This is a genomic window from Asaia prunellae JCM 25354 (assembly GCF_000613885.1).
GTDB lineage: Bacteria > Pseudomonadota > Alphaproteobacteria > Acetobacterales > Acetobacteraceae > Asaia > Asaia prunellae.
Window position 1 is genome coordinate 111,104 of sequence record NZ_BAJV01000005.1, and the last position, 12,369, is coordinate 123,472.

The 12,369-nt window shown below is 57.8% G+C and carries 10 protein-coding genes and 2 pseudogenes; 9 read left to right on the forward strand and 3 right to left on the reverse strand.

Annotation, left to right across the window (positions count from 1 at the left end; all coding sequences use genetic code 11):
- Positions 1–74 precede the first annotated feature (74 nt).
- The 8 genes from dapF to JCM25354_RS21330 all read left to right on the forward strand — a co-directional run bounded on the left by dapF (position 75) and on the right by JCM25354_RS21330 (position 8,810).
- Positions 75–860 (forward strand): diaminopimelate epimerase, encoded by a 786-nt coding sequence (gene dapF / locus JCM25354_RS05540; RefSeq protein ID WP_025885280.1) that lies wholly within the window; start codon positions 75–77, stop codon positions 858–860.
- Positions 857–2,101, forward strand: a complete 1,245-nt coding sequence (gene mtaB / locus JCM25354_RS05545) for a tRNA (N(6)-L-threonylcarbamoyladenosine(37)-C(2))-methylthiotransferase MtaB (RefSeq protein ID WP_025885281.1) — start codon at positions 857–859, stop codon at positions 2,099–2,101. The genes dapF and mtaB overlap by 4 nt, the downstream gene beginning before the upstream one ends.
- Position 2,102: 1 nt before the next feature.
- A complete protein-coding gene (gene ftsY / locus JCM25354_RS05550; protein ID WP_025885282.1) occupies positions 2,103–3,050 on the forward strand; it encodes a signal recognition particle-docking protein FtsY in 948 nt (315 codons plus the stop codon).
- Between the two features lie 287 nt (positions 3,051–3,337).
- Entirely contained in the window at positions 3,338–4,903 is a 1,566-nt protein-coding gene (locus tag JCM25354_RS22255) for a TonB-dependent receptor plug domain-containing protein (protein WP_243443922.1), read from the forward strand.
- A gap of 22 nt (positions 4,904–4,925) precedes the next feature.
- Positions 4,926–6,131, forward strand: a complete 1,206-nt coding sequence (locus JCM25354_RS22260) for a TonB-dependent receptor domain-containing protein (protein WP_051537241.1) — start codon at positions 4,926–4,928, stop codon at positions 6,129–6,131.
- A 176-nt stretch (positions 6,132–6,307) separates the two neighbouring features.
- Entirely contained in the window at positions 6,308–7,081 is a 774-nt protein-coding gene (locus JCM25354_RS05560) for a hypothetical protein (protein ID WP_025885283.1), read from the forward strand.
- Positions 7,078–8,664, forward strand: a complete 1,587-nt coding sequence (locus JCM25354_RS05565; RefSeq protein WP_025885284.1) for a ShlB/FhaC/HecB family hemolysin secretion/activation protein — start codon at positions 7,078–7,080, stop codon at positions 8,662–8,664. The genes JCM25354_RS05560 and JCM25354_RS05565 overlap by 4 nt, the downstream gene beginning before the upstream one ends.
- Positions 8,658–8,810, forward strand: coding sequence for a hypothetical protein (locus JCM25354_RS21330; protein WP_159103457.1), 153 nt, complete (start codon positions 8,658–8,660; stop codon positions 8,808–8,810). The genes JCM25354_RS05565 and JCM25354_RS21330 overlap by 7 nt, the downstream gene beginning before the upstream one ends.
- 20 nt (positions 8,811–8,830) lie before the next feature.
- Here the strand turns inward: JCM25354_RS21330 and JCM25354_RS19990 are convergent, their stop codons facing one another.
- The 3 genes and pseudogenes from JCM25354_RS19990 to gap form a co-directional block, all read right to left on the reverse strand.
- Entirely contained in the window at positions 8,831–9,268 is a 438-nt protein-coding gene (locus tag JCM25354_RS19990; RefSeq protein ID WP_025885285.1) for a hypothetical protein, read from the reverse strand.
- A 158-nt stretch (positions 9,269–9,426) separates the two neighbouring features.
- Positions 9,427–10,643, reverse strand: a pseudogene (locus JCM25354_RS16955) (phosphoglycerate kinase).
- 27 nt (positions 10,644–10,670) lie between these two features.
- Positions 10,671–11,689 (reverse strand): annotated as a pseudogene (gene gap, locus JCM25354_RS16960) (type I glyceraldehyde-3-phosphate dehydrogenase).
- Positions 11,690–11,792: 103 nt separating this feature from the next.
- Here gap and JCM25354_RS16965 point away from each other — a divergent pair.
- A complete protein-coding gene (locus tag JCM25354_RS16965) occupies positions 11,793–12,344 on the forward strand; it encodes a hypothetical protein (RefSeq protein WP_025885286.1) in 552 nt (183 codons plus the stop codon).
- The last annotated feature ends 25 nt before the right edge of the window (positions 12,345–12,369 follow it).

Consider the following 12,369-nt stretch of genomic DNA (forward strand, 5'->3'; position numbering starts at 1 on the left):
GGTTTTGAAAATTTACAAAGGAAAACCTGAGGTTTTCCGTGCCGGAACGGCTCGGAGCCTCTATAACTGCGAGCATGATGATCCGGTTCCATAAGATGCAGGGCCTGGGTAATGACTTTGTCATTATCGACAGGCGTCACGGGCCTTTTGAGGCAACATTACATACTATGTCGCAGCTCTGTGACAGACGCTTCGGTATTGGCTGCGATCAGCTCGTTCTGCTCGATGCAGCGGATCGTGAAGGGGCTGATGTGCTGGTCCGGTTCTTCAACCCAGATGGTTCCGAAGCAGGGGCGTGCGGTAATGCTTCACGCTGCGTCGCGGCTCTGGTGGGAGGGGCGCCTGTTCTGCAGACGCGTGCCGGTCTGTTGCCCAGTTTTGTGACACCGGACGGGGAAATCGGGGTTGATATGGGGCGCCCCGTGTTTGAATGGCAGAGCATACCGCTGGCGCATGCCATGAATACGCTTGATCTGCCTTTGTCTGGCAATCCGGCTGCCTGTTCGATGGGGAATCCCCATGTGACCTTTTTTGACGGGCTGGAGCGCGCAGAACGTGAGGGTGCAGCGCTGGAGCGCAACGCGCTTTTTCCCGAACGGGCCAATATCGGCTGTGTCGAGATCCTGTCGAGACAGGCTGTCAGGCTGCGCGTCTGGGAGCGTGGCGCGGGGTTGACCCTTGCCTGTGGGTCAGGTGCCTGTGCCGCTGTCGTCAATGGGGTGCGTCGGGGTCTGCTTGACCGGCATTGCGACGTGACGATGGAGGGTGGCAGTCTTCGTATCCATTGGCGTAAGGACGATGATCATGTGCTGATGATCGGCCCTGCCACCCATGTGTTTGAAGGGCAGATTCACCTGTGAGCGGGGCAAAGCTCCTGACATTCGGCTGTCGTCTGAACCTGCATGAGAGCGAACGCATGCAGGCTCTGACAGGGCATCTGGATGATGTGGTGGTGGTCAATACCTGTGCTGTGACGACAAGTGCGGAACGCCAGGCGCGTCAGGCGATCAGGCGAACGCATCGCGAGGACCCCTCCAAAAGGATCGTCGTGACAGGTTGTGCGGCCCAGATCACGCCGCAAAACTGGCTCAGCCTGCCAGGCGTTGCCCATGTGATGGGCAATGCCGAGAAGCTCGAAGCCGGGAGCTGGACCGATACGGCCCTGAAGCAACAGGCCAGTGTTGCCGACATCCTTTCGGCCCCGGCAGTTCCGGCTGCCCCGGTGACTGAAACGGGTGGTCATGTTCGTGCCCTGCTTCAGGTACAGCAGGGCTGCGATCACCGCTGTACCTTCTGCATCATTCCCTATGGGCGAGGCGCGTCGCGGTCGGTACCTGTGGCTGATGTCATTACGCGCGCGCGTCAGCTTGTCGCGGCAGGGCATCATGAAGTCGTGCTGACAGGTGTTGATATTGCGTCATGGGGGCGTGATCTCGATGGCAACCCGGCTCTGGGCACGCTGTGCCGCGCCGTACTGGATGCTGTGCCGGAATTGCCGCGTTTGCGTCTGTCCTCGCTTGATCCGGCTGCCGTGGACCGTGATCTCTGGGTGCTGCTGGCCGAAGAGCCGCGTTTTCTGCCTCATCTCCATCTGTCGCTTCAGGCTGCAAGCGACATGGTTCTCAAGCGCATGAAGCGCCGGCATTCGGTACATGATGCGGCCTCTCTTATAGAAAGAGCGCGGCGCCTGCGTCCCGATATCGCCATCGGGGCCGATCTTATTGCCGGGTTCCCGACCGAGACGGAGGCGCAGGCGCAGGAGACGCTTGCTTTCGTTACCGACTATGCTCTGCCTTACCTGCATGTCTTTCCCTATAGCGAGCGACCCGGCACTCCGGCGGCGCGCATGCCCAGCGTACCCAATGCACAGCGGCAGGCGCGCGCTTCCGCCTTGCGTGAGGCGGGGGAAGTCAGTCGCCGTGCCTATTGGCAAAGCATGATCGGACGTGAACTCGATGTTCTGATGGAGGGGCCCGAACGCGGGCACTCGGCTCATTTTGTGCCTGTGCGTCTTGCCGGCGGTCAGGCAGAACGGGGAGCACGCCTTGTTCTCAGGGCCCACACTCTTGACGAAGCCGGGCTGGTAGCAGAGATCAACTGACATGGCTGGATTTTTCTCACGTCTCAAACAGGGGCTGACGCGTTCGACGCAGAAGCTTAACGCAGCTCTTACCCATCGCTATCTCGACGAGACAGCGTTGGAGGAACTCGAAGATGAGCTGATCGCTGCCGATCTTGGTCCTGCCGTGGCAGGGCGTGTGATCGAGGGGTTTCGAAGCTCACGCTTCGGGCGCAATGTGACGACAGAAGAAATCCAGGAGGCGCTGGCAACTGAAATAGCCCGTGTTCTTGAGCCTGTGGCCCAGCCTTTCGAACTCCGGACCGAACACAAGCCGCATGTTGTGCTGGTGGTTGGCGTCAACGGCGTCGGCAAGACGACGACCATTGGCAAGATGGCCAAATGGTTCCGTGATCAGGGCCGTTCGGTCATGATGGTGGCAGGCGATACTTTCCGTGCTGCTGCCGTAGAGCAGTTGCAGGTCTGGGGCGAACGCACCGGTGCGCCGGTCATTGCGGGCAAGCCTGGCGGCGATGCGGCTGGTCTGGCCTATGAAGGTATCAAGCAGGCCCGGGAAGCAGGTACGGATCTGCTTTTTGTCGATACGGCCGGTCGTCTGCACAACAAGGGTGCGCTCATGGAGGAGCTCGCCAAGATCATTCGTGTCATGAAGAAGTTTGACGAGACAGCACCGCATTCCGTGTTGCTCGTACTTGATGCCACAACCGGTCAGAACGCCATGGAACAGGTGCGTGTCTTCCGGGAGCTGGTCAATGTAACCGGCCTTATCGTCACAAAGCTTGACGGCTCGGCGCGGGGCGGGATCGTGGTGGCGCTGGCTGATGCCTTCAAGCTGCCGGTGCATCTGGTCGGTGTGGGAGAGCAGGTCGAGGATCTGCGTCCTTTCTCTGCCACGGAATATGCTCGTGGTCTGGTGGGGCAGGCGGGGGGCGACCTTGCCGGGCATCTGGTGGACGATTCTGAACACTGAGTTTCCGGAAATGTATCTCCGGCCCTGTCAACTGGGCTGGATGGGCGGATAATATCGTGTCTTTTTCGCAACGATAATCCGGAGCACGTCAGTTGCTTTGACGATTATTTAACGTTACGACGCTGTTTCAATTATAATTTATAGTTCGACACAAATAAGCAACAAAACGTCGCACACAGGCTTTTATCGTTATGACAGCGTCACGTTTCGATTGAATTTCGTTACGTTGGAGCGTTCTGTTAATGGCGGCGTCACTGCGCAAATCCCTCTTATTGACGTTTACGGCTGTGGCCGGGCTTTCAGCACCCGTTGCCGTGGCGGCCGATGTGCCAAGCGATGCCACGGTTTCAAAGACCAGCACGACGGTCTCGAAGAAGAAGACACTCGCCAAGACGAAGCAGGCGACCGCCAAATCCGAAACCATCATGGTAACCGGTTCGTATCTGCGCAGCTCGAATAACAGCTCGGCCAATCCTGTTCAGATTGTAACAGCCAAGCAGATTCAGCAGACCTCGGCCACCTCTCTCGGTGACTATCTGCAGCGTCTGCCTTCAGTTGGTTCCTCGGGTACCCCCAACCAGCAGACAAATGGCGGTGGTGGCGTGAGCTGCACCGATATCCGCAATTTCGGCTCCAAGCGCGTCCTCATCCTGATTGATGGCAAGCGCACGGCGATCAACGCGGCCACATCCTGCGTCGATCTCAATACGATCCCCATCGAAGAGATCGCGAGCGTTGAAATGCTCAAGGATGGTGGTTCCGAGCTTTACGGTGCCGATGCTGTTTCTGGCGTGATCAACATCAAGCTGCGTCATGACGTCACCAAGGCAACCATCACCATGCGTGGTGGCATCTCGCAATATGGCGATGCCAAGACCGGTCTGCTCTCGGCCATGAAGGGCTTCAATTTCGATCATGGTCGCGGCAACGTCACCCTGTTCGGCCAGTACAACACGTCCGGCGGGATCATGAGCAAGGATCGTGACTGGGCGGCCAATCCCCAGCAGAGCAACCCCGTGACCGGCACACCGCTCTATGGCTCGTCGATCATTCCTGCCGGTCGTGTCACCAATCCGGTTACCGGCACCAATCTGGTTTCGAACGGCGATGGCACATTTCATCGCTACAGCAATGCCGATCGCTATAATTTTGCCAAAGACACAATGGTGCAGAATTATAACCAGAATTCTGCGCTGTCAGGTGATGCGCATTACGACGTTGACAGCCATTTCAAGCCTTACGCCAATGTGCGCTACAGCCATACGACCACGGCGCGTCAGATGGCGGCTTCACCGGTCTCTGGTGGTATCAAGCCGTCGCCTCTGCTCTCGTCATGGACCATTCCCGCAGGCAGTCCCTATAATATCTGGGGCAAGGACGCGGTCATGTCGCGTCGTATGAACGATCTCGGCCCGCGCAAGATGGATTACGCGACCGATACCTGGACTGTGATTGGTGGCGCCAAGGGCAAGATCTGGCGCAGCTGGGAATACGATGCCTCAATGACCTATGGTCAGAGTCGCTGGACAGCCAATACGCAGAATATGGGCAATTACCGTCATCTGCTCCAGATGACCGGTGTGCGCCAGCTCGATCCCACCAATCCGGGCAGCAAGATCGTTTATGATCCGACGGTCTGCACCAGCCAGCCGGGCTGCGTGCTGTCCAATCCGCTGGCGCCGCTATCGCCCGAGGCTGCGGCCTATGGCAAATTCACCCAGCATGACCACGCTGAATACCAGCTGCGCGACTTCAACCTGCGCATCAATAACAGCGAACTGGTCAAGATGCCCTACGAGCATGGCGGCAATGTCGGCGTAGCTTCGGCATGGAGCATCGCAGCGAACAGCTGAGCAGCAGCCTGATCCGATTGTGGTGAGCGGTGACTCGACGGGTAACGCGTCAAGCTATAGCGGCGGCGGCTTCAATGTGAACGAGGTCTATGCCGAAGGACAGATCCCGCTCCTGCAGAACGCGTTTCTTGCAAAAGATCTGACAATCGACGGTCAGGGCCGCTGGTCTGATTACAACACGTTCGGTTCTACCAAGAACTGGAAGGTGTCGATCAACTGGGCACCGGTGCGCGATATCCGCTTCCGCGCCACGCTGGGCACGTCCTATCGTCAGCCCAATGTGTACGAACTCTATGGTGGTCAGAGCCTCGGTTATCCCTCGGCTTACGATCCCTGCAGCGCGGTTTCGAGCTATGGGGCGCAGGCGGCTGCTGTGCAGGCACGTTGCGCGGGTGAAGGTATCAACACCGCGACCTTCGTGCCGCAGAATACCGGACAGGTGCCGACGATTTCAGGAGGTAACGCCAAGCTGCAGCCCGAAAGCGGTCGCACCTATACGATCGGTACGGTCGTAACGCCGCGCTGGGTGCCGGGCCTGTCGGCTTCGGTGACTTATTGGCATTACTCGCTGAACAACACGATCAGCACGCTGGGTACGCAGTATATTCTCGACCAGTGCTATACAGGTGCAGATACCAGCAATTGCGGTGCGATTGCCGCACGCTCCTCGTCGCAGCAGCTTACGTCGGTCAATGCATTCTATCAGAATCTTGGTGGGATCCGTACGAGCGGTATCGATTTCGATCTCGACTATCATGTGCGTGTGACTGCGCATGACTCGCTCAACCTCTCCAACAACATGCAGCAGCTTGTCAGCTATCTGCAGCAGAACGTGCCGAATGGTCAGTGGTACAACTATACCGGTCGTCTGTTCTATTCAGGGGGTAGCGGTCAGCCGCGCGTGAGCGATTACGCGCAGGCGACATGGCAGCATGACGATTTCAGCTTTACCTATATGATGCGCTACATCGGCGGTATGGTCTGGAATAACGGCGTGACCGATCTGACGGCCAAGACGGCTGGACAATACAAGACACCTGGTATCTTCACCCATGACATTACGCTCGGCTATCGCCTGAATCGCTGGAATCTTGAAGCCGGTGTCAGCAACCTGTTCGACAAGAAGCCGCCTTTCGTCATGGATGCGGCGACCAATACCAATATCTATCAGTATGGCAGTCTGATTGTCGGTCGTTATGCCTTCCTTCAGGCGGGTGTCAGCTTCTGATCGTCAGATCCTTTTACCTGCACGCTTCTCCGCAGCGTGCAGCGGAAGGCGCCATGTCCCTATCATGCGCCTTCCTGTTCACATCAGGTTAATGGCGCAGGGCAGACGAAAACGCGGTCTGATGGTCACGGTTGTGTGATATCTTGTCCGGAACTGTCTTTAACCTTCCGGATTCCATGCGTAATCTGTCTGCTACATTTCCCGCTTGTCGAGCCTCCCTTCGTACCCTGTCCTGTGTTCTTCTGCTCTGCGCAGCAATACAGGCCGCCCATGCCCAGCGGGCTGAAAACGCCCAGGCGGCTGGCGGTTTTTCGCCCGGTGCGCGTGCTTCGGCTTCGGCCAATGCGACGCTCGACAGTGTGGTAGGCAATCGCCCTTCTCCTGTGAAAAAAGAAGTCAGCCTTGGAGGAGCCGTTTATCGCGTTACCCCTCAGGCGACAGTGATCGGTCCTGACGGAAAGGCCATATCGGGCGGCTGCCCGGCACCGGATACTCTTGCCGAAGGGCAATTTGTGGCAGGTGGTGCACCAGCCGAGCCCGCTTTGCGTGGCAATGGCGGCGCGGGGACAAATTCCAGGAAAAGTGAAACCGTCATGATAGGCGTGACGGACCAGCGCCCTGCCGGCGTAGCGGGTAATGGGGCGCATGTCCCGTTAAAGCCCGCCGCGACCATGAATGCTTCGTTCGGGCCCGCAGGAGTCTATGTCCTGCCTGTTCCCTGCCGCCAGAGCGGCTCGGACAGACAGGCAATGATCAACGATGCAGCCGCTTCACTGGCTTCGGCGGGAGGCAATGCTTTTGCGCTGGCGGGTAACCGCGACGGTATGAAGGAAGCGACGCAGGCCACGACGCTTGCTGATGGCGATATCATGCTTTCTGTAGCACAGCCGGACAACGCAGCGCCACGGCTCGTTCAGATCGATACGGCGCATCAGGGCGCAGTCAGATGAGGCTGCTTCTTTCTCTTGTTGTGTTTCTCGCGCTCGCGCCTCTGGGCGTTCAGGCTCATACCATTCTGCGGCCCGGAATGGATGAAGGAGAGGCGGCTTTACCTGCTCGTATGGCACCGGCGATCAAATCGCCCGGCCTTGCGCCTCAGCCTTTCGGTTCATCCGGTCAGGTTCTGCCCTTACTTCGTGCGATCATCATTCAACCCGCTGGCAAGACAGCCGCACAGACCGGCTCACGCGTGCTGAGTACCGAGGGTCTGGCCTTGCTGAGCTCCCCGGATTTTACCCGTCTCATGATGCCCTTCATCGGGCATTCCCTGAATTTCGGTCAGATGCAGACACTGATCAATCAGGTTACGGGATATTACCGGACAAAGGGCCATGCTTTCGTGACGGTAACGGTCCCGCCGCAGCGTGTGCATGAAGGCGTGCTGCATCTGGATGTGATGGAATATCGTGTTGGCAGCATTCAGGTTGTAGGCAATCGCTGGTTTTCGGCGCGTACCATACGTAACCAGAGTGGTCTTGAGGCGGGGCAGACGCTCTCGCTTAATACCCTTCAGACTGATCTGAGCTGGCTCAATACCAATCCGTTTCGCACGGTCGATATGGTCTATCGGCCCGGCCGGTCCCCCGGTCTTACCAATGTCGATCTCAGAGTGGCAGATCGTCTGCCACTTTATGTCTATGGGGCGTATAACAACCAGCTTGATCCAACCCTTGGGCGTCTGAACTGGGATATCGGGCTTTCATGGGGAAATGCCTTCAATCTGGGGCATATTCTTACCTATCAGCTGCAGCGAAGTGTTTCCGGCCGTTTTACAGGGCATAATGCCAGTTGGGAAATTCCGCTTACATCGCGCGATGCGTTGCTCGTCTATGGCAGTTATTCCGTCTCCTATCCCGTTGCTGATCAGCCCCTGACCAATAAGGGCGTGTCTGGTCAGGCCTCCTTGCGCTGGCTGCATATGCTGCCTCATTTAGCTGTCGGACCACGTCTGGGCATTGATGGCACCGTACAGGCCGGGTTCGACTGGAAATCGACCATTTCCGACCAGTTCAGCGCAGCAGTGCCCCTGATTCTGGCAAATGCCGAAACCAACCAGTTCGTTCTGGGCTTTATCGGTTCCGTACAGGACCCGTGGGGAAAAACCGAGATCAATAATCAGATCGTCTACGGGCCACCCGGCATTTCCGCCTACAACAAGCGTGGCTGGTACGAGACGATCTTTCCGAATGCAAAGCCGAACTATGTCTATGACCGCCTTGCGCTGAACCGCGCCATCGCCTTGCCGGGCAAATTCAAGGCCAACACCAAATTCTCGTGGCAGGGCGCGACTCACAATCTCCTGTACAGCGAGCAGCTCATGATTGGCGGTATGGGTACGGTGCGTGGGTACTACGTCAATACGTCCTTCGGCAGTCGCGCCCTGACATTCAGTGAGGAAATCACGACGCCGGGTTTCTCGCTCGGCAAGACGCTTGGCATAGGTCAGCTGGAAGATACCAACACAGCTGGCGTTTTCTGGGATTGGGGCGACAATTCGCAGGTTCATCCTGCCGGGATAGGGCGCGTGTGGTGACCTTGTCGAGTCTGGGCGCGGAACTGAACAGCAAGATCAATCGCACGCTGAATGCGACGGTCGACGCAGGATGGCGTCTGAGACGGGCAGCCAGTCGGGGGAGTCGCGGTATTTTCTGTGATTTCAATCTGATTGCGGGGTTTTGACGCTGACGTAAAGTGCCGTGTCAATCCAGTGGAATAGCCACGGCGAGGCCGGCCGCCATGGATCCGTGGCCGCGCCTTTGATCGTTGACTGCAGCACCCCCGGCAAGGGCATCGCCAACCTGATGATGATTACGCTGGAAAAAATCAGCCTTCAGGCTCGTATCGCGATCTGTATTGGGCATTCTGGGCGCCTCGACTTCATCATCCGGAAGGGGGGCCTGGGTGAAGCCATCCTTGCTTGCTGCGGCAGGGGCCCTGACGGTCAGGGAAGCCTGACGGATGAGAGGCTCTTCGGTTGTGACGGGCTCAAGCGAGTATGAGGAATTCGACTTGAGACCCTGAGCGGTAAAACAGGAGTTTCTGGCGGCGGACCTTTGTGATGAGGGCCCGTCGCTTGCGGCCAGCGCAGCAGGAGATGCAAGACTGGCAAGCAGACCGATAGCAAGAAGAACACGCAAGAAAGCGTTCCTTTTTTCCGGTTTCAACGGGAATTATCGCAGGCCGGACGTTTCCGGATGCAAATACTGTATCCGTGCGGAAAAAAGGAAAGCAATCATAACAGGCCGATTGTATCACGAAGACATGAAACGTGATGCAACCAGCCTGTCTGGCAGGATCAGAGCGGGAACGCGTTGTGGGCTGCGTCGGTCAGTACCGAAATCCCGGGAAGCAGCTTGCCTTCGAGCCATTCAAGGAAGGCACCGCCAGCGGTCGAGACATAGCTCATCTGGTCGGCTGCGCCAGCGTGACGCAGGGCGGACACCGTGTCACCGCCACCGGCAATGGTCTTCAGAGCGCCAGCCTTGGTCAGCTTTGCTGCTTTCTGGGCGACGGCTACAGTGGCTGCGTCGAACGGCTTGATCTCGAATGCGCCCAGAGGGCCATTCCAGACCAGTGTCTTGAGCTCTTCGAGCTTGGACTCGATCAGCGCAACTGTTCTGGGACCGGCATCGAGAATCATGCATCAGCCGGGACAGCATTGATGTCACAGACTTCCGAAGGCGCGCCTTCGCGGAATTCGCGGGCAATCACGGCATCGATCGGCAGAATGATCTCGCATTTGCCATCACTGGCCTGTGCCATGATCCTGCGTGCCGTTTCATGCATCTCGGCTTCCTGCAGCGACTTGCCGACAGAAACGCCCTGCGCCGCCAGAAAGGTATTGGCCATGGCGCCGCCGATGAACAATACATCGACCTTGCCAAGCACGTTGCCGATCAGGTCGAGCTTGGTCGAGATCTTGGCACCGCCGATAAGCGCACCGACCGGACGATCGGGCAGCTCGAGCGCGGCTGAAAGCGCGTTCAGCTCGGCTTCCATCAGGCGACCTGCATAGGCAGGCAGATGACGGGCCAGACCCTCGGTTGAGGAATGGGCACGATGTGCTGCCGAGAAGGCATCATTCACATACACGTCGCCCAGACGGGCGAGCATGGCGGTGAATTCGGGGTCGTTCTTCTCTTCGCCGGCATAGAAGCGCGTGTTTTCAAGCACGCAAACCTCGCCATCCTTGAGATTGGCGACCGCTTCTTCTGCCTTCGACCCAACGCAGTCGGAAACAAAGTGAACCTTGTGCTGGATCTTGGATTCCAGCATTTCGGCCACCGGAGCAAGCGACATGCTGGGCACGACCTGCCCCTTTGGACGGTCAAAATGGCTCAGCACGATCACGCGTGCGCCCTTGTCGGCAAGTTCGCAGATCGTGGGAATCACGCGGTCGATACGTGTCGTATCGGTAATGGCCCCTTCGCGCACGGGCACGTTGAGGTCAGCGCGTAAAAGAACGCGCTTTCCCTCAGGAGACAGATCATCGAGCGTATGGAAACTGGCCATGCTCTTTTCTCCCGTTACTGGGGGTTTTTACAGGCTGCCGAAAAGAGCTGCCGTGTCGGACATGCGGTTCGAGAAGCCCCATTCATTGTCGTACCACGAGCAGATGCGCACCATCTTGCCGCCATTGATCAGCGCGGTCTGTGTGGCGTCAAACGTGGACGAGGCATAGGAATGGTTGAAGTCGGTGCTGACCAGCGGGGCTTCGTTATAGTCCAGCACGCCCTTCAGTGCGCCTTCTGCGGCAGCGCGCACGGCGTCATTGATTTCCTGAACCGAAGCCGGAGCGCGGTTAGGGATGAAATCAAGCGAGACGACCGAGACATTGGGCGTCGGGACGCGGATCGAGGTGCCGTCGAGACGACCCTTGAGATGCGGCAGGACCAGACCGATCGCCTTGGCTGCACCCGTCGAGGTCGGGATCATGTTCAGCGCGGCAGCGCGTGCACGGCGGGGGTCGCGGTGATGCGTGTCAACCGTGCGCTGATCGCCTGTGTAGGAATGGATCGTGACCATGTAGCCGCAATCGATGCCGAAGGCTCATCCAGCACCTTGGCGACAGGTGCCAGACAGTTGGTGGTGCAGGACGCATTGGAGATAACGGTCATGTCCTTCGTCAGCATGGCATTATTTACGCCATAGACGATGGTTGCATCGACATCGGTGCCGGGAGCGGAAATGATCACCTTGCGTGCGCCAGCCGTGATAAGGGCTGCTGCCTTTTCCTTGCTGGTGAAGAGGCCCGTGCATTCCATGGCCACATCAACGCCGTCGAAAGGCACCTTGGTGGGGTCGCGTTCGGCAGAAACACGGATCGGGCCATAGGTACGGCCATTGGCTTCGATGATCAGGTTGGTGCCATCGACGCGGATTGTGCCGGGGAAGCGTCCATGAACACTGTCATAAGCCAGCAGATGGGCACTTTCCTCAACCGAGCCGAGGTCATTGATGGCGACCGGCACGACATCCGTGCGTCCGCTTTCGATGATACCACGCAGCACCAGACGTCCGATACGTCCAAAACCGTTGATCGCGATTTTCACAGCCATTGTAGTCTCCCGGCCAGTAGGCGGTTTCGTTATAAGAGGTGAAACCATAGCATCCCTGTAAGAAGAGACGAGGGGGGCGCTCAAAAATCTTACCGATATTTTCGTGAAAACTGTTCTTTCTGTTCCCGCTCTCTTGCGTGTGTCAGTTCTACCTGCAAGGTCTCAAGGTCATGACGATGACGAATGCTACAAATCGTGGTCCGCTGAATTTCCGCTTTCTGGCAGCTACGGGCCTGTGCCTGATTTCGGGCGCCTGGGGGGGTGTACACCGCCAGATCAGCGCTTGTTCAACCCCAATGCGGGTAAACCGCCCCAACCCTATATTCCGCCGCCGCCACCATCCAAACCGCCGCCAGCGCCCTTTTTGCAGATTGTTGCAGGGACACCGAAATCAGAATGGGCTCCCGCTGTGACACGCAGCGTCAAGCTGGCCTTGTCGCGTAAATCGACCATTATTTTTGTTGTTTCTGTTCTATCGCCGGAGGCAGGTAGTCCTGCCGCCCAGGTCAAGGCACTCGGGACCCTCACAGAGCAGGATGGTCAGGCAGTAGCAGACCAGATTGTCTCTTCCGGTGCACCAGTCAGTCAGGTCCAGCTCGAGGCAAAAACCGATCCTTCCTTTCCCAAAGGGAGGATTCGTATCGATTTGCGCTGATTGCCAGGTCATATGACTTTGTCGT